The organism is Hymenobacter sp. UYP22, assembly GCF_040547285.1.
GTDB lineage: Bacteria > Bacteroidota > Bacteroidia > Cytophagales > Hymenobacteraceae > Hymenobacter.
The window spans coordinates 265,877-288,364 of sequence record NZ_JBEPPK010000006.1; the positions used below are offsets into that span (position 1 = coordinate 265,877).

A 22,488-nucleotide genomic window follows, 5' to 3' on the forward strand; every position below is an offset into this window, starting at 1 on the left:
TGCGGGGCGTTTTTTCTGGCACCAAGTTTGGCTATAGGGTTTTACCTATATTTCCCCTCCTCACTTTCCTGCGTTGGTATGCGTGCTTTCCTACTTGCTCCGTTTATTACCCTGTTGGAGTTATCTGCTTTGCCGGCCTGCACGGTAAATCGTTCCGTACCTGCTGCTACGGCCGTGCCCACTGCACCTGCCAGCCTACCGGCCCCGACCACGGATGGTCTGCCTGTTTCTAACGCGCCCGTGCAGGCCGTACCAGTACTTACGTTTGGCAAAACGCCCTGCTTCGGTAAATGCCCCCACTTCACGGCCCAGATTTATGCCGATGGCCGCATGCACTACGAGGGCTTCAAATACGCGCCCGTAGAAGGTACCTATGATGTGCAGCTTGGTGCAGCCGTGGTGAAGGAGATGATGCAGGCCGCCGAGGCCCGGCAGTTCCGCCGCTTTAACGCCGAGTATACCAGTGGTGCTTCTGATATGCCTTCTACCGGACTTACCATTACTTACCCGGATGGCTCCAAGAAATCGGTGCGGGCTGAGGGCAACGCGCCGGCTGAGTTGCAGCAGCTATTCGCCCTAATTAACACCCGCATTGAAAAAGCCCTGAGTACCGTGAATGCAAAGTAGCCACCCGTAGCAGCACGAAAAAAGCCACCCCAAAACGGGGTGGCTTTTTTCGTGTTCGGTAGCTGGATACTGCAGGTGCTAGCCTTTGCGGGCTTCGTCGTAGCGGCTGCTTACCTCGCCCCAGTTTACCACGTTCCAGAACGACTTGATATAGTCCGGGCGCTTGTTTTGGTACTTGAGGTAGTAGGCGTGCTCCCACACATCAAGGCCCAGAATGGGGGTACCACGCTGGATGCCGGCCACATCCATCAGGGGGTTGTCCTGGTTGGGCGTGGAGGTAATCATGAGCTTGCCGGCTTTCCTATCCAGAATCAGCCACGCCCAGCCCGAGCCAAAGCGGCCGGTGGCGGCTTTGGTGAATTCCTCGGTAAACTTCTCGTAAGAGCCGAAGTCCTTGTTGATGGCTGCTGCCAGGCCGCCAGTGGGTTGCCCCCCGCCCTTGGGCGAGAGGATTTGCCAAAAGAACGAGTGGTTCCAGTGGCCGCCGGCGTTGTTGCGGATAGCATCGGGCTGCTTGCTGGCCGAGGCCAGCAGCTGGGCCAGGCTCATCTTCTCCTCGGGCTTGCCTACCACGGCTTCATTCAGCTTGGATACATACGTTTTATGGTGCGCATCGTGGTGAATTTCCATGGTTTTGGAGTCAATGTGCGGCTCCAGGGCATTGAAGGCGTAGGGCAGGGCGGGCAGCGTGAAGGGGCCATCGGCCATGGGCGTGGCCCGGGCTTCGCGCAGCAGGTTTTCTTCGTGGGCGGCCGCCAGCACGGCAGGGCTCACCAGCGCGCCCACAGCCGTGAGCAGGGCATTTTTCAGGAAATCTCGCTTCAGCATGAGAGTAGAAGAGAAGAAACAGTGGACAAGGAATATGGGCCGGCACGCAGGAAGCCAGCCAGGCCCAAGGTAGAACTACTTACCCGGATTGGTAGCTTCCTGTTGCGTTTCGGGGCTACTTTTGTGCAAGTGGGCACGGTTTTGGGTCCGGTGCACGTTCATCAGAAGGCCACTTCGCCGCTTCACCCGCTTGTACCCGTATGCTGTTTGCTCTCCGCTCCGCTCCTTCCTTCCGCAAAGCCCCGGTTTTTCGCTTCTTCGGCCTGTTGCTGATCCTGTTTAGTTTGGCCCACGTGGCCCAAGCCCAGGTGCAGCTGCGCGGCGTAGTGCGCGACAAAGACACCAAGGAGGCCCTGCCCTTTGCCAGCGTGGCCGTGCCCGGCACTACCAACGGCACTACCACCAACCTGGAGGGCGAGTTTACGCTGGTAGTTAAGCAACTGCCTACCACCCTGCTGTTCTCGGAGCTGAACCACGTAAAAGACACCCTGCGCATTACCTCGGCGGCCGAGCCCCTGAATATTCTGCTGGCGGAGGCCACCGTAGTGCTGCCCGAGGTGAAAGTGGCCAGCTTTCCGTTTCAGCTGGTAGACCGGGCTTTCCGCAATTTGCAGCGCAACTACCGCCGCAACTACTACGGCAAGGCTTTCTACCGTCAGATTACCCGCATCGACAACCAGCCCACGGAGCTGCAGGAAGTGGTGTGGAATGTAAAGTCGAACCCGGCGCGCATTGTGGGCACCACGCTGGCCCAGGGCCGCTACGCCGCCGTGCAGGCCCCCATCAACCTGAGCAACTTCTCGGTATATACCCGCAAGTTTGGCCTCTTCGACCCCAGCCAGGATAGCACTACCTCGCTGGCTTTGATGAGCCCCAACGTGGAGAAAACCTACCTGTTGGAGCTGAAGGGTATTGTTGGGGAGGACTCCACGGGCGGCGTAGCGGAAATCAACTTTGAAACTCGGCCCGAGGTGAAATACCGCTCCCAGGGCACCATCTGGATTGATATTGAAACGTATCAGGTAGTGCGCTACCGCATGACGCAGCCCAGCTTCACGGGCAGCACCAACAACCCCCGCCAGAAGTTTGAGGATGCGAAGCTCGACATCGAAATGACTTTCCGATCCACTAATGGCAAGGGTGAGGTGGCTCCGCTGGAGCTGATGAAGATGAATCTGAATACCAACCTGACCGAGCCCGGTAAAGCCCCGCTGGCCATCAACGTATCCTCGTTTACCTACTTTTTCGAGCAGAGCTCCAAGGTGCAGAGCCTGCCCTACGCCCGCGCCAACCTCAACGACCGGGACCTGGACGCCATCCGGGCCAAGCCCTACGACCCCGAGTTCTGGGCCGACAACCCGGTGGTGAAGCGCACCCCCGCCGAGGAGGAAGTGGTTAGCGCCTTCGAGAAAAAGGGCGCTTTCGGCTCCATGGTAAAGAAGGCCCCAACTCAAAACAGACGCTAATGCTTAATCTGTGCTGCCGTGCCTAGCACGCGCAGTAGCAGCCCGCCGGGGAAATGTAGCCGTTGCCAAGTATATGGTGCTGCTACACTTCCCCGCTGTTTCTTAACCGATTTCTCTGGCCCAATTACCCGAAAAACGCAACTAGCACCAGCAGCAGCATGCCCACCAGAAAGGAGCAGCCGATACCAATGGCAATGCCTTTTAGCAAGCGGGCATCATCGGAGCTGAAATGGGGAGGTTGGTCGGTAGGGCGGCGCTTTGACATAGGCTGGTAACCAGCAAAACGAAAAAAAGTAACCAACGCTGCTAACTACAACGGTTTTTTTAGGGGCTAAACGCAGCGTTGCGCTTCTGGGGCCGCATCTTTGGCCCATGAAAACAATCTTGCTTTGCCTCTTGGCGGCGGGCCTGCTGGGGGAGCAGCCGGCAGCGCGGGCGCAATCTGCGGCTTCCGCTTCTGAGCTGCGAATTGCTTTCGGCTCCTGCAACCGTCACGATTTACCCCAGCCTTTGTGGGATGATATTGCCCAAGATAAACCAGCCGTGTGGGTGTGGCTGGGCGACAATATCTACGGCGACTCTGATAACCCCCAAGTGCTGCGGGCCAAGTACGATGCCCAGTTCAATCAGCCCGGTTACCGCCACCTCCGTGAGCAGGGCACCCAGGTGATTGGCACCTGGGACGACCATGACTACGGCCGCAACGACGGCGACAAGAATTACCCCTTTAAGGCCCAAAACCAGCAGATTGCCCTGGACTTTTTGCAAGAGCCTCAAAACAGCACCCGACGGAAGCAGGAAGGAATTTATACCTCGTATGCGTATGCCGTGGGCAAGAAGAAGGTGAAGGTAATTCTGCTGGACGACCGGTATTTCCAGGACCCGCTGTTCCGTGACTCGGCCCTGGTGTACCACCCCAACCCCACCGGCGACGTGCTGGGCGAAGCGCAGTGGGCGTGGCTGCGGCAGCAGCTCGCCGGCTCCGATGCCGATGCCCACATCATTGCCTCGGGCATTCAATTTTTGCCCTACCAGCACCGGTTCGAGAAGTGGGCCAATTTCCCGGTAGCCCGGCAGCGCCTGCTCACGTTGCTTAAGGATACCAGGCCCAAGGGCGTTCTGCTCATCAGCGGCGACCGGCACATTGGCGAAGTATCCCGGGTGCCGGTGCCGGGCCTGAAGAAACCCGTGTATGAAATAACCTCCAGCGGCCTCACCCACCCTGCCACCCACAACACCAGTGAGCCTAACCAGTACCGGGTAGGTCCCTTGGTGAATCAGAAGCACTACGCCCTGTTCCAGTTTCGCCCTCACGGCCGCCAACTGCGCGTTACGGCCTCTCTGCGCGGCGACGATGGAAAGGTATTCTACACCGAAGAAATTAAATTGAACCGCTAATCCGCCGCGCCGGCCCGGAATCTATGCGCCGGTTCCAGCGCAGTTCGGCTAACTTCGTCACCTCACTTTTTGCCTTCCGCCGTTTTGTCCTTTTCGCGCTTCTTTTCCTTGTTGCTGCTGGCCCTGGTACTGCTCAGCCCCGATTCCGGCTCGGCCCAGCGCCGCCGCAAAAAATCCCCAGTCCGCAAAACTACCCATACCGTAGCCCGCCGCGCCCCGGTACGCAAAGCGCCCCCCGTGGCGCCCGCTCCACGCCGCGCTACGCCAGCTACCTCGGCTACCGCAGTGGCGGTAAGTGGTAAAAATCGATTTGTTCCACCAAGAATTTTTCGAGGAAAGAATGCTCCAGTTCCATTTGAGCAGGAAGAATTCTATTCTCTATGGGTTGATTCGGTGATGCGCACACTCACGCCCGACCAGCGGGTGGCGCAGCTGTTTATGGTGGCGGCCTACTCCAACCGGAAACGCATCGATGAGGACTCCATTTCGACCCTGATTCAGCAATACGGCATCGGCGGGCTGATTTTCTTCCAGGGCGGGCCGGTGCGCCAGAGCCGCTTGCTGAACCGCTACCAAAGCCAGAGCAAAGTGCCCCTGCTGGTAGCCATGGACGCCGAGTGGGGCGTAGGTATGCGCCTGGATAGCGTGGTGCGCTTCCCCTACCAGATGAGCATGGGCGGAGTGCGCGACAACCAGCTCATTTATGACATGGGCGCCGAAGTTGCCGCCCAGTTCAAGCGCCTGGGTATGCACGTAAACTTCGCCCCGGTAATTGACGTGAATAACAACGCCGCTAACCCCGTCATTGGCTTCCGGAGCTGGGGCGAAAACCGGGAAAGCGTAACGGAGAAAAGCTACCTCTACATGAAGGGCATGCAGGATGCGGGCGTGCTGGCCGTAGCCAAGCACTTCCCCGGCCATGGCGACACCGACACCGACTCCCACCTGGCCCTGCCCCTGCTCCGCATCGACCGGAAGCGGATTGATACGCTGGAGCTTTACCCCTTCAAAAGCCTGATTAAGCGCGGCATTGGGGGGATGATGGTGGCCCACCTCAACATTCCGGCCCTCGATACCACGGGCCTGCCCTCCACCCTTTCCAAACCTATTATTCAGGGCTTGCTACAGCAGAAGCTAGGGTTTGAAGGCATCATCTTCACCGACGCCATGAACATGAAGGGCGTCATCAGCAAATACCCGCCCGGTGATGCCGACGTGCGGGCGCTGGTGGCGGGCAACGATATTCTGGAGTTCAGCAAGAACATTCCGCTGGCGTTGCGCATGGTACGGGAGGCCATCAACCGGGGCGAGCTAAGCCAGGCCGACATTGACCGGCGCTGCCGCAAGGTGCTGGCCCTGAAACAGTGGGCCGGCCTGAACCAGTACCGGCCCATCAACCTGCGCGGCCTCACTGCCGACCTCAATACGCCCCACGCCCAATACCTTAGCCGCCAGCTCTCGGAGCTGAGCGTAACGGTGCTGCGTAATCAGCGCAGCCTGCTGCCCCTGCAGCGGCTCGATACGTTGCGCCTGGCCACGCTCACCATTGGCACCAAGGATACCACCGACTTCCAGCGCATGGTGGCCGACTATGCGCCGGTGCGCCACTTCTGGCTGCCCGCTACGCCCACCATGGATGAGCTGACGCGGATGCGCGAAACCCTGCGGGCCTACAACACCGTGCTGATTGGGGTGAACAACCTGGGCCGCCTGCCTGCCACTAACTTCGGGGTAAGCCCCGAGGCCAACGTGCTGCTGCGGGAGCTGGGTGGCAAGGGCCAGCGGCTTATCGTGTCGGTGTTCGGCTCGGCCTACGCCGCCGCCAAGCTCCGCGACCTGGACCGCGCCGATGCTGTGGTAATGGCGTATCAGGAAAGCAAGAACGCCCAGGAAGTAGCTGCCGAGGTAATTTTCGGCGGTATTTCGGCCAGCGGGAAGTTGCCCGTTACCATCTCCGACCGATATGCTTACGGAACAGGCCTGGCTACCCAGGGCGGCATTCGGCTGCGCTACAGCCAGCCCGAGGCCGTGGGCCTGAACAACAACCTGGAAAGCCGCGTCGATTCGTTGATGAACCTGGCCATTGCCTCCCGGGCCTTTCCGGGTGGGCAGGTAGTTATTGCCCGGCGCGGCACGGTGGTGCTGCAGAAAAGCTACGGCACCCACAACTACCCCACCGCCGGCCAGTCCGCCCGCCCCGTCCGCAGCACCGACCTCTACGACCTGGCCTCCCTGACCAAAGTATCGGCCGCGCTGCCTTCGTTGATGAAGCTGCAGGATGAGGGCAAATTCAATCCGGATATGACGATGGGCCAGCTGTTTCCGGAGCTGGTAGGCACCAACAAGCAGGACCTGAAGCTGCGCGACGTGCTTACCCACCAGGCCCGCCTGAAAGCCTGGATTCCGTTTTGGAAGGACTATACTAAGCCCCGAGGTTTCTTTAACTCCATCTTCGGCAAAAGCCCGGACGCCAAAGTCGTATCCACTACCCAGCCCTCGGAGCTAAACCGCCGCTACTTCCGCCCCGATTCGTCGGCGCGGTTTCCGCTGCCGGCCGGCCCGCGCCTGTGGGCCCGCAAGGACTTTCCGGAGCGCATTGTGAAGGCCATTGCCGAGTCGCCGCTGAACGAGAAGCCGGGCTACGTGTACTCCGATTTGTCGTTTATCCTGTACCCGCGCTTTGTGCAACGGGTGTCGGGTAAGCCCCTAAACCAATTTGTGACCCAGGAAATCTACCAGCCGCTGGGCGCTACCACGCTGGGCTACAACCCCACCCGCCGCTTCCCGCTCAGCCGGATTGCCCCCGCTGAATACGACTCCCTGTTCCGCCACGGCCAGCTCCACGGCACGGTGCACGACGAGGGCGCGGCCCTGCTGGGCGGCCTTTCCGGCCACGCCGGCCTATTCGGCTCGGCTACTGATTTGGCCAAGCTGGTGCAGCTCTACGCCTGGAATGGCAAGTACGGCGGGCAGCAAATTCTCAAAGCCGAAACTGTGCAGGAGTACACCCGCTGCCAGTTCTGCCCCGATAACCGCCGCGCCTTAGGCTTCGATAGGCCCGCCACCAACCCGACCGTGAATTCGGCCCCGCTGGCCTCGCCCCAGAGCTACGGCCACACCGGCTTCACGGGCACTTATTTCTGGGTCGACCCCAAGGAGGAAATTACCTGCGTGGTGCTCACCAACCGCGTAAACCCCACCCGTCGCAACAACAAAATCACGGAGTTGAGCGTGCGCAGCGGTATTCTGCAGATTGCATTGCAAAGCGTCCGGCAGCCGCAGAAGCAGGAAGTGGAAAGCACCGTTCCGAAAGAGGAATAAGCACAGCGCCCCGACCTTCTGGTCGGGGCGCTGTTGTTTTTAGGTAGTGCCTAGGGGGTTTTCTGCTCGGCCATATACACTACATCAATCGTGCGGGTAGCTTCTTCCAGGGTTAAGCCCATCTTTTGCAAGCTCAGCTTTACTTCGGGCAGTTTATCCTCAGGCTGCACTGCCAGCTTGATGTCGTAATGACCTGCCAGGTTTGTTTCGTTTACCACGGGCTTGCTCGCCATATTCTCCAGAAACTCCCGCAGCACTTCTACGCTACTACCTTCTGCTTCTAGGCCTTTGCCGGACCAAGAAGCCTGTTCCGGTTTGTTCGATTCGGGCCAGGCAGCCGCTGCAAGCCGGCGCAACACGTATACTGGCCGGCTTTCAGGGCGCACCGAAACGTGCAGCCCAAACCGGCTGTGAAGTTCCGGCCTCAGCCGATTGAATAATTGTCTACTTTCCGCGGGCGGCACGATTAAATCCAGGCAGAACAAGTTGGCGGGCTCATATGACGTACGGCTGGCGGGCAGCTGATTTTGCACGCGCAGGTGCGACACCTGGTACGCTTGCTGCACCAGATTTTGCAGACTGGTATTGATAAAGGTAACCCGACGGCCTCGTAACCCGGGAGTTTGGTCACGACGCATTTGGCTGCCCAGCCCTACCAAATACGGCTGAACCCGCAAGGCATAGCGCGTGCTCGTATCGGCCGGAAAAAAGCTCAGTGGGTTCCGCAGCTCATCGTGTTTGGCTTCAACCGGCGCACTCTGTCCTGCTAGCCATTGCCGTATCACCGTAAGCGTAATGGCCTTGGGATTGGTAATAGCCAGCACTTTACCATCGGGGCCGATGACTACGGTGTGCGGCACGGTACGGTGCGGGAAGTACCGGTACAGGAGTGCCTGCTCGTCGAGCAACGCAGCTAATGGAATATGCACCGGCCGGCGCTGTAGAAACGTACGTACCCGCGCCTCCGGGTCGGCGGCTACCCCTACTACCTGCAACTGCTGCGGAAACGCCTGCTGCAAAGAATCCAGGTGCAGCAGCGCCGGAATGCAGGGGCTACACCAGGTTCCCCAGAACTCCAGAATGAGCAACTTGCCTGCCACCGCTGCAGAGCTAAACACTGGGCGCGGGCTGTTGAGCGTGGCCAGCGTAAAAGCTGGTACTTGGTCGCCCTCATGCAGCGCCTGAGCCGAACCAAACGAGGGGGCCCCCAGTAGACAAGTAACTGATAAAAATCGACGTATATGCATAGCAAAAGACGACTGGATTAAGGCCTTTAAACTACTATATTCTCAGTAGCTTACTGCACTGTGCCACCCACTACCCCCCTGCCCTATGCTAGGCCTCATGATGAACACCCCCCTGCGCATTGCGGGGCTGCTGGAACACGCCGAAAAATGGCACGCCGACACGGAAATTGTGAGCCGCCTGCCCGAAGGCGGCCTGCACCGCACCACCTACGCCGGCCTGGGCCGCCGCAGCCGCCAGCTGGCCAACGCCTTGCACCGCCTAGGCATCCGGAGCGGTGACCGGGTGGGCACGCTGGCCTGGAACACGCACCGCCATCTGGAGCTGTATTATGCCATATCGGGCTCGGGAGCGGTGTGCCACACCAGCAACCCGCGGCTGTTTCCGGAGCAACTGGTGTACATCATCAACCACGCCGAGGACCGGCTGCTGTTCTTCGACCTCACGTTCCTGCCGCTGGTGGAAAAGCTGGCCCCCAGCTGCCCTACTGTGGAAGCCTGGGTGCTGCTGACCGACCGGGCCCACATGCCCGAAACCACTACCCTGCCCGGTTTGCGCTGCTACGAAGACCTGCTGGCGGCGGAAAACAACGCGTTTGAGTGGCCCGTTTTCGATGAAAACACGGCGTCTTCCCTGTGCTACACCTCCGGTACCACCGACCAGCCCAAGGGCGTGCTGTACTCCCACCGCTCCACGCTGCTGCACAGCTACGCCGCCGCCCTGCCCGACTGCTTCAACTGCTCGGCCCGGGACGTGATTCTGCCGGTGGTGCCCATGTTCCACGTCAACGCCTGGGGCATTCCGTACCTGGCTCCCATGATTGGCTGTAAGCTGGTGCTGCCCGGGCCGGGCCTGGATGCGGCCAGCCTCTACGAGCTGTTCGAGACGGAAGGCGTCACGTTTACGGCCGGGGTGCCCACCATCTGGTTTGGGCTGCTCACCTTCATGCGCGAAAAGCAGCGGCGGTTTTCCTCGCTGCGGCAGATGATTGTGGGCGGGGCCTCCTGCCCACCGGCATTATTAAAAGCCTTCGATGAGGAGCTGGGTGTCACCATCCGCCACGCCTGGGGCATGACGGAAACCTCGCCCCTGGGCACCGTGTGCACTCTCAAGCCCCAGCAGCTCAGCCTCAGCCCCGACGAGCAGTTCGCCATCCAGACCAAGCAGGGCCGCGTCATTTTTGGGGTGGATATGAAGATTGTGGACGACGAAGGCCGGGAGCTACCCCACGACGGCGTGGCCTTCGGCGACCTGCTGGTGCGCGGGCCCTTCATCGTGGCCGAGTACTTCGGCACCGAGTCCGGCCAGCTTACTGCAAACGGCTGGTTCCGCACCGGCGACGTAGCTACCATCGACCCGGCTGGCTTCATGCAGATTACCGACCGGAGCAAGGACGTTATTAAATCGGGTGGGGAGTGGATTTCAAGTATCGAGCTGGAAAACCTGGCCATCGGGCACCCCGCCGTGGCTGAAGCTGCTGTTATTGGCGTGCCCCACCCCAAATGGAGCGAAAGGCCCCTGCTGATTGTAGTCCAGAAGCCCGACCAGGAACTCAGCAAGGAAGAAATCCTGGCCTACTACGACGGCAAGGTAGCCCGCTGGTGGGTGCCTGAGGCTGTGGAATTCGTGGAGCAACTCCCCCACACCGCCACCGGCAAACTCCTCAAAACCCAGCTCCGCAAGGATTTTGACGGCTACCAGTGGTAGCTAATTGCTGGGACTGAATAATAAATCGTCATCCTGAGTGTAGCGAAGGACCTTATTACGCCTGAACGAAAACCGTAACAACGCCTCGTTCAGGCGTAATAAGGTCCTTCGCTACGCTCAGGATGACAAACGGTTTGGTACGTACAACTGACGGTTTACTTCACTTCTCCCGGATTCTGCTCTTTCATCTTCTCGGCAATGGCCTGTTGCAGCTCGGGCAAGTGCTCCTGCATGCGGCGCTGCCCGATTTCCATGCTGGCGGTCATCAGTTGGGGCATTTTGTCGATGGTTTTGCGGCCGATGGGCGTCTGGTAGAATTTGGCCAGCTCCTTCAGCTCTTTTTCGGTGAACTCGCGGGCGTAGAGCTGCACCATATCTTCCTTCATGGCATTCCAGCTCATGTATTTGGTGATGTAGGCGCGCATCTCAGGCTCCACGGCCTTCATGCCGGGGTTTTGCTCAATCTGTGAAGCCAGCATCCGGTCGATGGATTCCGTCAGGTTTTTCTCGGAGTTGGAAGCCGCCAGCAGCTCCTCGGCCGCCTTGCGCTGGCTAGCCGATATGGGCGTTTTGGCTGGAGCAGCGGCGGTAGTGGGGGTAGTCGTTTGCGCCTCCGCCACGGTGGCAGTCAGGGCCAGAGCGGCGGTCAGGATCCAAGAATATTTCATACTCGAAGTACGGAAAATTCGCACCGGCAGCTGGCCGCCACTACACGGTAAAGAAAATTCGCCGCCGGTACAGCACCCACAAAATGCCCACCCACACGGCAGTATAGGCCACGGCGTAGGCGAGGGAGGCGTGGTAGGGGTTAGCAATATGGTCCGTGAAGAAGGTGCGGTACAGCCAGTCGCGGGCGTAAAACAGGGTGCCATTGGCGTGGTGCAGCTTGAGGCGGGTAAGCAGCCGCTCCAGCACTTCGGGCAGGAAAAACACCAGCAGCGCATTGCTACCGCAGGCCACCAGCGGCCGGGTCCAAGCCCCGCACCACTGCTGCACATCTACCAGCCAGTACAATCCCGCCAGCACCAGCACGCTGATGCCGCCGGCGTACAGCACGTAGGAGCTGGTCCAGAGGGCTTTGTTGATGGGAAACCACCCGTTCCAGACAAGGCCCAGTAGCACCAGTCCGCTGCCGCCCACAAACAGCCACGCGGCTTTGCTGGCCCGGTCGGGGGCGGGGCGGTGCAGCCCCTGGCCCACCAGCACGCCCAGCAGCCCGGTGGCAATGGTAGGGAGCGTGCCCAGCAAGGATTCCGGGTCCCAGCCTTTGTCTTTTAGAAACATATGGTTGACGGTGAACAGCCGCTGGTCGAGCCAGGCCCCCAGGTTAGTGGCCGGTTCCAGATTGGCCGGGCCGTAGCCGGGCACCGGTACCAGCTGCAGCAGCACGTTATAAAACACGAGCAGCCCGCCAACTAGCCAGAGTTGCTGCCGCCAGGTAGTTTTCAGGAAAAGCACACTGCAGGCCCCGTACACCAAAGCAATGCGCTGCAGCACCCCCGGAATTCGGAAGGAAGTGAAGTAGAAGTAGGGAATCAGCCCGATGAGCAGGCCCAGCACCAGCAACACCAGCGTGCGGCGGGCCACCCGCCACAGCGTAGCGCGGTGCAACGCTGGCTGCGGGCGCACCGCCGCCAGCCCGTACACCAGCGCCACCCCCATGATGAACACGAAGGACGGAAACACCAGATCGGCGGGGGTACAGCCGTGCCAGGGCGCGTGGGCCAGCGGGCGGTAGTACTGGGTGTAGTCGCCGGCGTTGTTTACCAAAAGCATCAGCAGCACCGTCAGCCCCCGAAAAACATCCAGGGAAAGCAGGCGGGCGGGTTTATCAGCGCGCATTCTGTGGATTGGTTGTAGTTGTAATAGAACATCATGCAGAGGCGTAGCCGAAGCATTTCGCGTGCTGACGTTGTGCCGGTAGCTCACCGAAGCGGCAAAGATGCGTCGGTTCTTTGCCAGACGCACAACAAGCTCAGCATGACAATAGCAGCACAACGTCAGCACGCGAAATGCTTCGGCAAGCTCGGAATGACGTTCTGTTTTTGTTGATTCACCTACTACACCTTAATGATGACATTGCGCCGGTACATCAGCCAGAGTACCCCGAACCAGATGAGTACGCATACCAGCGCCCCGGCCAGGGAAGCATTAATGGGACTGAAATAGGGCACGAACAGCGTATCATACAGCCAGGTACGCAGGCCCACTTTCTCGCCGGCAGCGTCGGTTACCTGCACCATATTCAGCAGCCTCGGAATCAGGCCCGAGAGGAAAAACACGGTAATGGCATTCACGCCGTACACCAGGGCTGGCAGCGTCCAGCGGCGGTACTGCTGCACATCCACCAGCCAGTACAGCCCGCCCAGCATAGCCAGGGCCAGCCCGCCGGCGTACAGCACGTAGGAGCTGGTCCAGAGGGCTTTGTTGATGGGAAACCACCCGTTCCAGACCAGGCCCAGCAGCACGCAGCCCCCGCCCGCCACAAACAGCCAGGCCACCCGCGTAGCCGGCTCCACTTCCCGGCGGCGCAGCCACTGCCCCGCCAGCAGGCCCAGCAGCCCAGTGCCCACGGCTGGCAGCGTGCTCAACAGGCCTTCAGGGTCCCAGGTGCGGCTTTGCTTCCAGAGGTGAGCCTCCCCCAGCACCGTGCGGTCAAGCCAAGCGCCCAGGTTGGTACCGGCCTCCAGGTTGGCCGGGCCGTAGCCGGGCACGGGCACCAGCTGCAGCAGCACGTTGTAGAGAATCAGGATAAAGGCCAGCAGCCCAATTTGCTGCCTGCGGTTGGTTTTCAGAAACAGGATGCCACACACCAGAAACACCACCGCAATGCGGGCCAGCACCCCGGGTATGCGCACCGTACTGAACTCAAACTTCGGGAACAAGGCCGAAAACAGACCCAACCCAAACAGAATGGCGGCCCGCTTCAGCACCCGCAGCATGGTGCGGCCGTGGGTGGCGGGCTGCTGCCGGGCTCCATCCAGCGCATAGGTAATGCTGACACCCACAATGAACAGGAAGAAGGGAAAAATCAGGTCGGTGGGGGTGCAGCCGTGCCAGTGGGCGTGTTCCAGAGGGGCGTAGATGTGGCCCCAGTCGCCGGGGTTGTTCACCAGTATCATGGCCATGACGGTAAGGCCCCGAAACACATCAAGGCTCGTGAGGCGGCCGGGTTGGGAGGCTTCGGCCAGGGGCGTGGTACCCGTGGTGGCATGGGCAGCCTGCGTAGTGGTTTGCATACGTGCGGGAATCGGAGGGCGGAATTCCCGGCAAGATGCAGTATCCGGCGGAGTTTTGTTGCTTCTGCACCGCAACTTGACCCTGCCAACTTGCCCAGAAGTTTGCCTTGATTGAATGTCGGTACAGCCTTCAAAAAATACCATATATAGTTGTTTCACTGTACAACAACTGTTAGTTTTAGCTGAATTCCACACGCTTCTCCGCTCCGTTTCCGCTTCCGCTCTGCCTTTCCCACTCCCACCTAGCGCCTTCCACAGTCCTGGTGCGTTGCCTCGGCCTTAGCTGATTTTTGCTGGCCCGCTTCCCACCCACCCTCCACCTGTCCCGCCATAGTCCAACTGCCGCGCGCCCTCTCGGGCGCGTTGGGTGTGCCGTTTCCTTCCTTTTCTCTCACCTCTCTATTGCGTATGAAAAAACAACTATGGTCCTCTTCCCTATCGTTGGGGCTGCTACTGGCCGCCCCGGCCGTATGGGCCCAGCAGGCCACCACAACCATGCAGGGTGTGGTAACGGGCGGCAATGATGGTCAGCCTTTGCCCGGCGTAAACGTGGTGGTAAAAGGCACGGCCATTGGCACCCAGACCGGAGCCGACGGCCGCTACAGCCTCTCGAATGTACCCGCTGGCAGCACGCTGGTGTTCAGCTTTATCGGCTACGCTCCCCAGGAGTTTCGTGTGGGCAATGCCACCACGGCCAACATCGCGCTGGCCCCCGACTCCAAGAGCCTCAGCGAGGTGGTAGTAACGGGCATGGGCATCAAGCAGGAGCGGCGCGAGCTGAACTACAGCGCCCCCCAGGTGCAGGGCGGGGAGTTGGTGGAAACCCGCCAGACCAATATCGTGAATGCCTTGCAGGGCAAGGTGGCGGGCGTAAGCATTACGTCGTCGGGTGGGGCGCCAGGCGAGGGTGCTGCCATTGTAATCCGGGGCGGTAACTCCCTGGATGGCAACAACCAGCCGCTGTTTGTGATTGACGGGGTGATTATGGATAACTCCTCGTTCACGGAAAGCACGGCTCCGGGCGGGGGCTCAGGCTTCAACGGGTTGCTGGGCCGCTCAGTGGCCAGCCAGAACCGTGTGGGCGACCTGAACCCCGAGGATATTGCCTCGCTCACGGTACTGAAAGGCGGGGCCGCCGCCGCTATTTACGGGCTGCGGGCCGCCAACGGCGCGGTTATCATTACCACCAAAAAAGGCACCGCCGGTCGTACTACCATCAGCTACCGCACCCAGTTTTCGGTGGATGAGGTACGGCAGTTGCCCAAGCTCCAGGACCGTTACAAGCAGGGCACCAACGGCACCTTCGACCCCGCCGTGCGCTCCTCCTTCGGGCCCCAGTTTCAGCCCGGCGAAACCGTGTACAACAACCTGAGCGACTTTTTTCAGAAGGGCAAAAGCTGGCAGCACTTCCTGACCATGTCGGGCGGCTCGGAGAAAAGCTCCTTTATTTTCTCGGCCTCGCGCAATACCACCGATGGCATTGTGCCCACCAGCCGCTACGAGCGCACCACACTGCGCCTGGGCGGCTCGGCCAAACTCTCGGAAAAGCTGAGCCTGACGGGCTCCACCCAGTACATCAACTCGGGTGGCACGGTGCCCATTCAGGGGCCGGGCTTGTTTGGGGGCACGGGCGGTTTCTACACCAGCTTGCTCAACTGGCCCCGCAACGACGATGCCCGCGTGTACCTCAATCCCGACGGTACGCGCCGCCGCTTGCTGGGCACGGCTACCTCGGCCAACGACGCCGACAACCCCTACTTCTCCATTTACCGCAACCCCCAGACCACCCGCAACAACCGCTTTATCGGCAGTATTCAGGCTTCTTTGGACATCTTCAAGTGGCTGAACCTGTCAAACACTAGTGGCACCGACCTGTACTTCCAGAAGGACCGCTCGGTGCGGGCCGTGGGCACCTCGCTCACCGGTAACCAAGACGGCGGTATTTCGGAAACCAGCACCTTGAGCCGCCTGCTCAACTCCAACACCCTGCTCACCTTCAAGCACGACTTTACCGACAACATTGGGGGGGCGCTGGTGCTGGGCAACATGGTGGACGTGAGCCGCTCGGAAATTGTGGACAACCTAGGCCTGATTTTCCAGAACCCCAACCCGGCCGTACCGTCCATCAACAACACGGTTAACCGCAACGCCCTCACCACCAACTCGGAGCGGCGGCTAGTGGGCAACTTCGCCCGCCTGAATGTTAATTTCTTCAACCAAGTAAGCCTGGAGCTGAACGGGCGCCGCGACCAGACCTCTACCCTGCCCCGCCCCGGCAAAGGTAAAAACTACGGCCGCGTGTTCTACTACGGCGCGGCCTCCGTGGGCTGGGAGTTCACGCAGCTGCTGGGCCTCTCTCAGAACCCCTGGCTGAACTACGGCAAGCTGCGCGGCTCCATCTCGGATGTGGGCAAAGACACGGGCCCCTACCGCGTGGATTCGCCTTTGGCCCAGGGCACCTACATCGGGGGTGGTTTCCGCAACGGCTTCTACGGATCCAACGCCAACCTGGTACCGGAGCACACCCGCGCCATCGAGTTTGGGGTAGACCTGCAGTTTCTGCGCAACCGTGTGGGCCTGGAGGCCAACGTGTACCAGCAAACCACCCGCGACCAGCTGATTGCCCCGCGCGTAAGTCAGGCCACCGGCTTTATTCTGCAGTACATTAACGGCGGTACCGTGGAGAATAAGGGTCTGGAAATTGCCTTGCGTGGCACGCCCGTGCAGCAGGCCAATTTTACCTGGGATGTAGTGGCCAACTACTATGCCAACCGCAACCAAGCCAACAAGCTACCCGGCTTCCTCACGGAGGTGTACCAGTCGGATGCCTGGGTGGTGGATGTGGCCCGGGGCGGTGCCTTCCCCGGCTACGCTATTTCCTCCATCAGCGCCCTGGACTACCAGCGCGCTCCCGATGGTCAGATCCTCATCAGCCCCACTACCGGCTACCCGCTGGTAAACACCAGCACCTTTGTGTACGCCGGCAACCGCGCGCCCCAATACACGGTGCAGGTTACCAACACGCTACGCTATAAGGAGCTTTCCTTCTCCTTCCTCTGGGATTTCCGCAAGGGCGGTAAAGTGGTGAATGGCAACGACTGGCTGGCCACCCGCACCGGCCAGAGCGAACGGACGCTGGACCGCTACAAAACGGCTGTGTTTGAGGGGGTAATCCGGCAGACGGATGGCTCCTACGTACCAAATACGCGCCCGGTAGAGCTCACTCAGAGCTACTACCAGAACGTGCTAGGCGTGATTGGCACTCCCTTTATTGAGGATGGTTCCTGGTCGCGGCTACGCTACGCCACGCTGACCTACCTGCTGCCCGCCAAACTGTTTACTGATTCTAAATCAGTGAAAGGCGTGGAGCTGTCGGTGACAGGCCGCAACCTGCTGCTGTTCACCAAGTACTCGGGCGGTGACCCAGAAACCTCCTCGGCCGGGGCCGGGGTGCGCGGGGGCGGCTCGGGCGGCTTCGACTACGGCGGAGTACCCCGCACCCGGGGCGTAGACATGAGTCTGCGCGTGAACTTCTAACTAGCTATTAGTTGCTGGCTATCAGCTGTTCATGCAGCATTTAGGCTGACATCGAATAGCTGATAATTGACAACGAGCACCAATCAACCGACTTCAAGTGATGAAAAAATATATGCTGCTGCTGGGTTTAGCGCTGAGCAGCGGGGTGATGACGTCCTGCGACAAGTTCTTCGACGTCAATACCGACCCCAACAACCCAGTTACCTCCACTCCGAACTTCCTGCTGCCCGGCATTATTTCCCAGGGCATCCAGACCCAGATGTTCACCTCCCTGGTAACGCCCTACCTCACGCAATACGTGGTGCGCAAGTCGCCCATCGGGGGTTCCGATCAGTTCATTCTGACCAACGCCAACAGCACCAATACCTTCAACTACAGCTACTTCTACTCGGGCGGCACCATCCCCACCCTGGCCAAAGCGGCGGAAGAAGAAGGCTCACCCTATTACATTGGGGCGGCCAAAATTGTGCAGGCCATGCTGCTGGCCCACGCCACCGATATGCTGGGCGACATTCCGTACTCGGAGGCCTACCTAGGGGCGCAGAACTACACTCCTAAGTACGACTCTCAGGAGCAGATTTACGCCACCATTAACACGCTCTGCGACGAGGGCATTGCCCTGATGCAGAAGCCAGCCGGTGAAAACTTCCGGCCCCTGTACATTACCTCACCCAGCGTATCCGGCGACATTCTGTTCCAGGGCAATACCCAGAAGTGGATCAAGTTTGCCAATGGCCTGAAAGCCCGCCAGCTCAACCACCTCACCAAGAAAAGCTCCTACGACCCGGCCAAAGTGCTGGCCCTGGTGGATCAGAGCCTGACCTCCACGGCCGACGACGCCCAGTTGCAGTACATCCAGGCCGTGGCCCCGCTTACGGGTACCACCAACATTTTCGGGACCACCCGCAACAACTTTTCTACGGCTACTTTCTCCACCAACATCATCAAGTACCTGAATGGTAATGCCGCGGGTGCCGCCTACCCCGGCGTGGTAGACCCGCGCCTGACCATTATGGCCACGGCCGGCAGCCCCGGCGCCGACCCCGGTGTGGGCACATCCGCGGCGGCCACCGTGGTGAACGGCTACACCGACTTTTACAGCTCCTGGTACGCCCGCGACTTAGGCTACTTTGAGGTGCTCACCTACCACGAAATCAAGTTCATTGAGGCCGAAGCAGCGTTCCGGGCCGGCAACCTGAACCGGGCGCTTACGGCATACCGGGAAGGCATTCGGGCGCACATAGCCAAAATTGGCGTGGGCGGCACCAACTCCGTGCCGCCAGTTTCCTTCCCGCTCATTTCCGGGGCCCAGATTGAAACCTACCTGAGCAGCGCCGCCGTGGCCCAGACCACCTCGGAACTGACGCTCAAGCGCATCATGGAGCAGAAGTACATTGCTATGTTCCTGAACCCGGAGTCGTGGTCGGATTTGCGCCGCCTGGATTACGACCCCGTCATTTACCCCAACCTGCGCTACCCAACTGGCACCAACGTCAACGCTGCCCTGTCCAAAGAAACCGAGTTCAAAAACCGATGGCCGCGCCGCATGCTGCCGGGCGCTACCGAGGTGCTTTACAACCCTCAAGCCGTAGCCAAGCTATTTGCTGAGGCCATGGCTAGCTCCAACGACGAGTACGTTGGCAAGCCCCTGTGGTGGGACCGTCCCTGAGGCTTAGCCTCCGTTTTCTCTCTTATTTACTTCTCTCTAGTATGACACGACATAGTTCTCTTTTTGCCGCCCGCCTGTGGCAGCCCCTCGGGCTGGCCGGGCTGCTGGCCCTGGGCCTGGCTACAGCCGGCTGTAAAAAGGAAGAGTTTGACGACCATTACACCTTGCAGGACGAAGCCGGCTTTGGCTCCATTACCACCGTCGGCGGGGCTTTGGCTACCAAGTATGCCCCTGGCGAAACGGTACCGGTAATTGTGGCCTTTAATCAAGGCGACAACCTGAAAGACGTTACCGTGTTCCAGGTAATCAACAAGCAGGACTCAGCAGTGGTGGGTACTTACCCGGCCAATGGGCAGTACAACGGCACTCCGCAGATTTTCACCCAGACTGTACCTTACACGGTGCCCGCTACGCTGGCCAACAAAACCCCGGTGCGGGTAGATGTGACCCTGAACTTTGCCGACGGCAGCAAGCGCCTACGCCGCTTCACGTATCTGTCGGCTAGTTCGCCCACGCTCAAGTTTTCGGCTACGCCCGTAACCTACCGCAACGGCCTGAGCGCCACCCAGCAGTCTTCCGGCGACATTCTGGGGTATTCTATTCTGCTGAATGAGGGCGGTATTGCCACGGTCCCCACCGCTGGCAGCACGGCTACCTTATTCAAAGCAGTAGACAGCCTTACCTACTTTGCGCGGGTGGGTACTGATGCGCCCAAGCGCCTCGGGGTAGTGCGCGGCCCTTCGGCCGGGGCGGCTACTACCGTCACGGTGAATGCGCCCGTGCCGGCCGGCTCCAATGGCCAGACCCTCACCTACTCGTTTGTAGCCTACGCCCAGAACACCACTACCACGCTCACGGCCGCTCCCATCAACATTGTGGGGCCTACGTCGTTTGCTACGGCCCTGAAAACCGGCCGGGTAGTGTTTGGCGCCTCGGCTCCTTCCGATTCGTTGGCATTCAACCTGAAAACAGCCTTGAATGAACCGGCCGCCGGCCCAGTGGCCAACAAGGACTTGTTTGTATCGGGTATTTCTACTACCAGTTTCACGCTGGCTGCGGCCAATACCACCCGCTACTACAAGCTTACGCCGGCGCAGGTAGCATCGGGCCTTTATACCACGGCTACGGCCAACGCCATTGGCCTGCTGCTCTTCCAGAACACCACCTCCGCCGACCTGGGTACCGTAGCCGTCAACGACGTATACGCCGTGCGCGTGCGGGGCACCGGCGAGATGATGCTCCTGCGCATTACGGGCATCAAAAGCAGCGCCGCCGGCTCTACCGGCCGCGTGAAGTTCGAGTACCGGACGCTGTAAGCAGCCTCTTAATTGCAGTAAAAAGCCTCTCCTAGATAATAGGAGAGGCTTTTCTGCTTTTATAGCAACGCTTACTGAGCTACCATACTTAGCGCCGGCCAAATATGCGTTCCAGAAGGCTCCGGCGCTTCGGCTTGGTTTTCACTTTCACCTTGGTAGGGGTATTGACCGTGGTTGGGCGTGGAGGGGTCGGGCGAGGCGTGGTGGCTACCGGGGGCGTGGTTGGTTGGGGCTCCGGTGCGGGAGCGGGTATCGGTATGGGGGGAGCCTGCTGTGCTACTACCACCTCGGCGGGGCGGCCTGTGGTGCGCACCGAAATAGGCCGGCTCTCATTGTGCAGGCGGTCGAAGGCGGTGAGGTAGTAAGCGTAACCCTTGCCGAACCGGGCCGTGGTATCCTGAAACTGCAATTTGCCGCCCATCTGGGGCCGAATGAGGGCCAGCAGGTTACGGGGGTCATCGGGGGTAGGCGTCTGGTCTTCGTTAAAGCGGTAAAGGGCATAGTAAACTGCCTTGTCGCCGTCGGCGGCGACGGGTCCGGGCTGCCAGGTGAGCGTGTTTACCGTGAGCTGGGTAGAGGCGGTGAGCTGCTGGGCCGGGCGGGGCGGCACGGCATCCAGCCAGGGCATGGCCGGCACCAGCGCCGGGTACCGAAACTCGTGCTGACGCAGAGAGTCAGTAGTGTGCAGGGCATTAGCCATCAACGACTTCGAGCTGAAGAATACGCTGCCGTTCACCTCAGCCGGAAACGTGCGGTTCAGGCGCACCTGCCGGGGCAGCTCGCGTGGGTTGCGCCATACCGAGTCGGAGCGGGTACTTTCCAACATGCGGTAGGCCCCGTGCCCGATATACACGTGGCGGCCGTTGGCATTGCGGGCCCACCACTCCACCAGCACCGGATACTGCGCCACCCGAAAACCGGTGCTCCAGTACAACTGGGGCAGCACGTAGTCAATCCAGCCCTGGCGGGTCCATTCCAGCGCATCGGCGTACAGCCCATCATAGCCCTGGAATGCCTTCGTGGCCGAGCCGTTGGGGTCGGAGGTTTGATTGCGCCACACGCCGAAGGGCGAAATGCCGAACTTCACCCAGCGCTTGGCCTGCTGAATGGAGGTGTGCAGGTCGCGGATGAGAATGTTCACGTTTTGCCGCCGCCAGTCGGCCACGGGTAGATTGTCGGGGTTGAAGCGGGCGTAGGCCTGCTCATCATGAATCACCTGTCCCGCTTCAGGATAGGGGTAGAAATAGTCGTCGAAGTGCACCCCGTCGATGTCGTAGCGCTGCACCACGTCCAGAATAACCTGGTTGATGTACTGGCGCACCTCGGGCAGGCCGGGGTTATAAAGCAGCTTGCCGGAGTAACGCATGAACCACTCGGGGTGGCGGCGGTAAGGGTGGTTGGTGGCTAGGCGGCGCGTCACCGTGTCCATGGTGGCCCGGTAGGGATTGAACCAAGCGTGAAACTCCATCCCGCGCTGGTGGGCCTCGTCGATGAGGAAGGGCAGCGGGTCCCAGAGGGGGGTGGGGGCTTTGCCCTGGGTGCCCGTCAGCCACTTGCTCCAGGGCTCCAGGCTGCTTTGGTAGAAGGCATCGGAAGCGGGCCGCACCTGCACAAACACGGCGTTAATGCCACTTTTCTGGTGGTCATCGAGCATGCGGCGGTACTCGCGGCGCTGCTGCTCGGGCGTGAGGCTGCGGCTGCTGGGCCAGTCAATATTCTCCACCGTGGCAATCCACACGCCGCGCAACTCCCGCTTGGGGGGCACATCAGTGGCGCGACTCCGTAGCGGAGCCAGCAGAAAAGCACTCAGAAACAAGAAAAGGAGGAAACGGCCGGCAGCAGTCAATCGAAACATTGCCCCAAAGTTAGGGAGTGCGGCGGTGAACTGGTGGAGGATTTGTCATTACGAGGAGACCTAGCAAAGCAATCCGGTCTTTTTCGTCTTCTGAGAAGCGCACAGCCCCTGGCGTTTGGCTCGGGCGTTAGGAGTATTTGCTCATGTCGAAGACCAGGGCGAACAAAACAACACATTGCTTCAGCCTCACTCACTCACTCACTCACTCACTCACTCACTCACTCACTCACTCACTCACTCACTCACTCACTCACTCACTCACTCACTCACTCACTCACTC

The 22,488-nt window shown here is 60.1% G+C and carries 15 protein-coding genes; 8 read left to right on the top strand and 7 right to left on the bottom strand.

Annotated features, from left to right (window positions below; all coding sequences use genetic code 11):
- The first annotated feature begins 78 nt into the window (after window positions 1–78).
- Window positions 79–627: a DUF6438 domain-containing protein gene (locus ABIB60_RS12870; RefSeq protein ID WP_354580383.1), complete on the top strand. Its 549-nt coding sequence runs from the start codon at window positions 79–81 to the stop codon at window positions 625–627.
- 78 nt (window positions 628–705) lie between these two features.
- On the opposite strand, the gene ABIB60_RS12875 is transcribed toward ABIB60_RS12870, so the two are convergent.
- Window positions 706–1,455, bottom strand: coding sequence for a superoxide dismutase (locus ABIB60_RS12875; protein WP_502915126.1), 750 nt, complete (start codon window positions 1,453–1,455; stop codon window positions 706–708).
- Window positions 1,456–1,655: 200 nt separating this feature from the next.
- On the opposite strand from ABIB60_RS12875, the gene ABIB60_RS12880 reads away from it, so the two are divergent.
- Window positions 1,656–2,921: a carboxypeptidase-like regulatory domain-containing protein gene (locus ABIB60_RS12880; RefSeq protein ID WP_354580385.1), complete on the top strand. Its 1,266-nt coding sequence runs from the start codon at window positions 1,656–1,658 to the stop codon at window positions 2,919–2,921.
- Window positions 2,922–3,045: 124 nt separating this feature from the next.
- On the opposite strand, the gene ABIB60_RS12885 is transcribed toward ABIB60_RS12880, so the two are convergent.
- A complete protein-coding gene (locus tag ABIB60_RS12885; RefSeq protein WP_354580386.1) occupies window positions 3,046–3,186 on the bottom strand; it encodes a hypothetical protein in 141 nt (46 codons plus the stop codon).
- Between the two features lie 107 nt (window positions 3,187–3,293).
- Here ABIB60_RS12885 and ABIB60_RS12890 point away from each other — a divergent pair, with 107 nt between their 5' ends.
- On the top strand, window positions 3,294–4,319 hold the full coding sequence (locus tag ABIB60_RS12890; RefSeq protein ID WP_354580388.1) for an alkaline phosphatase D family protein: 1,026 nt from the start codon (window positions 3,294–3,296) through the stop codon (window positions 4,317–4,319).
- Window positions 4,320–4,388: 69 nt separating this feature from the next.
- Complete coding sequence (locus tag ABIB60_RS12895; RefSeq protein WP_354580389.1) at window positions 4,389–7,640, top strand: serine hydrolase domain-containing protein; 3,252 nt, start codon at window positions 4,389–4,391, stop codon at window positions 7,638–7,640.
- 50 nt (window positions 7,641–7,690) lie between these two features.
- Here ABIB60_RS12895 and ABIB60_RS12900 read toward each other — a convergent pair whose 3' ends face one another.
- Entirely contained in the window at window positions 7,691–8,887 is a 1,197-nt protein-coding gene (locus ABIB60_RS12900; RefSeq protein WP_354580390.1) for a TIGR03435 family protein, read from the bottom strand.
- A gap of 85 nt (window positions 8,888–8,972) precedes the next feature.
- Here ABIB60_RS12900 and ABIB60_RS12905 point away from each other — a divergent pair, with 85 nt between their 5' ends.
- Entirely contained in the window at window positions 8,973–10,592 is a 1,620-nt protein-coding gene (locus ABIB60_RS12905; RefSeq protein WP_354580391.1) for a 3-(methylthio)propionyl-CoA ligase, read from the top strand.
- 155 nt (window positions 10,593–10,747) lie between these two features.
- On the opposite strand, the gene ABIB60_RS12910 is transcribed toward ABIB60_RS12905, so the two are convergent.
- The 3 genes from ABIB60_RS12910 to ABIB60_RS12920 form a co-directional block, all read right to left on the bottom strand.
- Entirely contained in the window at window positions 10,748–11,260 is a 513-nt protein-coding gene (locus ABIB60_RS12910) for a DUF2059 domain-containing protein (RefSeq protein ID WP_354580393.1), read from the bottom strand.
- A gap of 40 nt (window positions 11,261–11,300) precedes the next feature.
- The gene (locus ABIB60_RS12915; RefSeq protein ID WP_354580394.1) at window positions 11,301–12,434 is read right to left on the bottom strand and encodes an acyltransferase family protein; all 1,134 of its coding nucleotides are present in this window, start codon (window positions 12,432–12,434) and stop codon (window positions 11,301–11,303) included.
- A gap of 218 nt (window positions 12,435–12,652) precedes the next feature.
- Window positions 12,653–13,831, bottom strand: a complete 1,179-nt coding sequence (locus ABIB60_RS12920; RefSeq protein WP_354580396.1) for an acyltransferase family protein — start codon at window positions 13,829–13,831, stop codon at window positions 12,653–12,655.
- Window positions 13,832–14,239: 408 nt separating this feature from the next.
- Here ABIB60_RS12920 and ABIB60_RS12925 point away from each other — a divergent pair, with 408 nt between their 5' ends.
- The 3 genes from ABIB60_RS12925 (at window position 14,240) to ABIB60_RS12935 (ending at window position 20,353) form a co-directional block, all read left to right on the top strand.
- Window positions 14,240–17,368, top strand: a complete 3,129-nt coding sequence (locus ABIB60_RS12925) for a SusC/RagA family TonB-linked outer membrane protein (protein WP_354580398.1) — start codon at window positions 14,240–14,242, stop codon at window positions 17,366–17,368.
- A 100-nt stretch (window positions 17,369–17,468) separates the two neighbouring features.
- Window positions 17,469–19,037 (top strand): SusD/RagB family nutrient-binding outer membrane lipoprotein, encoded by a 1,569-nt coding sequence (locus ABIB60_RS12930; RefSeq protein WP_354580400.1) that lies wholly within the window; start codon window positions 17,469–17,471, stop codon window positions 19,035–19,037.
- A 41-nt stretch (window positions 19,038–19,078) separates the two neighbouring features.
- Window positions 19,079–20,353, top strand: a complete 1,275-nt coding sequence (locus tag ABIB60_RS12935; RefSeq protein ID WP_354580401.1) for a hypothetical protein — start codon at window positions 19,079–19,081, stop codon at window positions 20,351–20,353.
- Window positions 20,354–20,441: 88 nt separating this feature from the next.
- Here ABIB60_RS12935 and ABIB60_RS12940 read toward each other — a convergent pair whose 3' ends face one another.
- Window positions 20,442–22,208 carry a glycoside hydrolase family 10-like protein gene (locus ABIB60_RS12940; RefSeq protein ID WP_354580403.1) on the bottom strand — a complete coding sequence of 589 codons (1,767 nt, stop codon included), beginning with the start codon at window positions 22,206–22,208 and terminating at the stop codon, window positions 20,442–20,444.
- Between the last annotated feature and the right edge of the window lie 280 nt (window positions 22,209–22,488).

Excerpts from the sequence above, each read along its gene's own strand:
- ABIB60_RS12870 (WP_354580383.1), top strand. The coding sequence starts at position 79 with ATGCGTGCTTTCCTACTTGCTCCGTTTATTACCCTGTTGGAGTTATCT.
- ABIB60_RS12875 (WP_502915126.1), bottom strand. The coding sequence starts at position 1,455 with ATGCTGAAGCGAGATTTCCTGAAAAATGCCCTGCTCACGGCTGTGGGC.
- ABIB60_RS12880 (WP_354580385.1), top strand. The coding sequence starts at position 1,656 with ATGCTGTTTGCTCTCCGCTCCGCTCCTTCCTTCCGCAAAGCCCCGGTT.
- ABIB60_RS12885 (WP_354580386.1), bottom strand. The coding sequence starts at position 3,186 with ATGTCAAAGCGCCGCCCTACCGACCAACCTCCCCATTTCAGCTCCGAT.
- ABIB60_RS12890 (WP_354580388.1), top strand. The coding sequence starts at position 3,294 with ATGAAAACAATCTTGCTTTGCCTCTTGGCGGCGGGCCTGCTGGGGGAG.
- ABIB60_RS12900 (WP_354580390.1), bottom strand. The coding sequence starts at position 8,887 with ATGCATATACGTCGATTTTTATCAGTTACTTGTCTACTGGGGGCCCCC.
- ABIB60_RS12905 (WP_354580391.1), top strand. The coding sequence starts at position 8,973 with ATGCTAGGCCTCATGATGAACACCCCCCTGCGCATTGCGGGGCTGCTG.
- ABIB60_RS12910 (WP_354580393.1), bottom strand. The coding sequence starts at position 11,260 with ATGAAATATTCTTGGATCCTGACCGCCGCTCTGGCCCTGACTGCCACC.
- ABIB60_RS12915 (WP_354580394.1), bottom strand. The coding sequence starts at position 12,434 with ATGCGCGCTGATAAACCCGCCCGCCTGCTTTCCCTGGATGTTTTTCGG.
- ABIB60_RS12920 (WP_354580396.1), bottom strand. The coding sequence starts at position 13,831 with ATGCAAACCACTACGCAGGCTGCCCATGCCACCACGGGTACCACGCCC.
- ABIB60_RS12925 (WP_354580398.1), top strand. The coding sequence starts at position 14,240 with ATGAAAAAACAACTATGGTCCTCTTCCCTATCGTTGGGGCTGCTACTG.
- ABIB60_RS12930 (WP_354580400.1), top strand. The coding sequence starts at position 17,469 with ATGAAAAAATATATGCTGCTGCTGGGTTTAGCGCTGAGCAGCGGGGTG.
- ABIB60_RS12935 (WP_354580401.1), top strand. The coding sequence starts at position 19,079 with ATGACACGACATAGTTCTCTTTTTGCCGCCCGCCTGTGGCAGCCCCTC.
- ABIB60_RS12940 (WP_354580403.1), bottom strand. The coding sequence starts at position 22,208 with ATGTTTCGATTGACTGCTGCCGGCCGTTTCCTCCTTTTCTTGTTTCTG.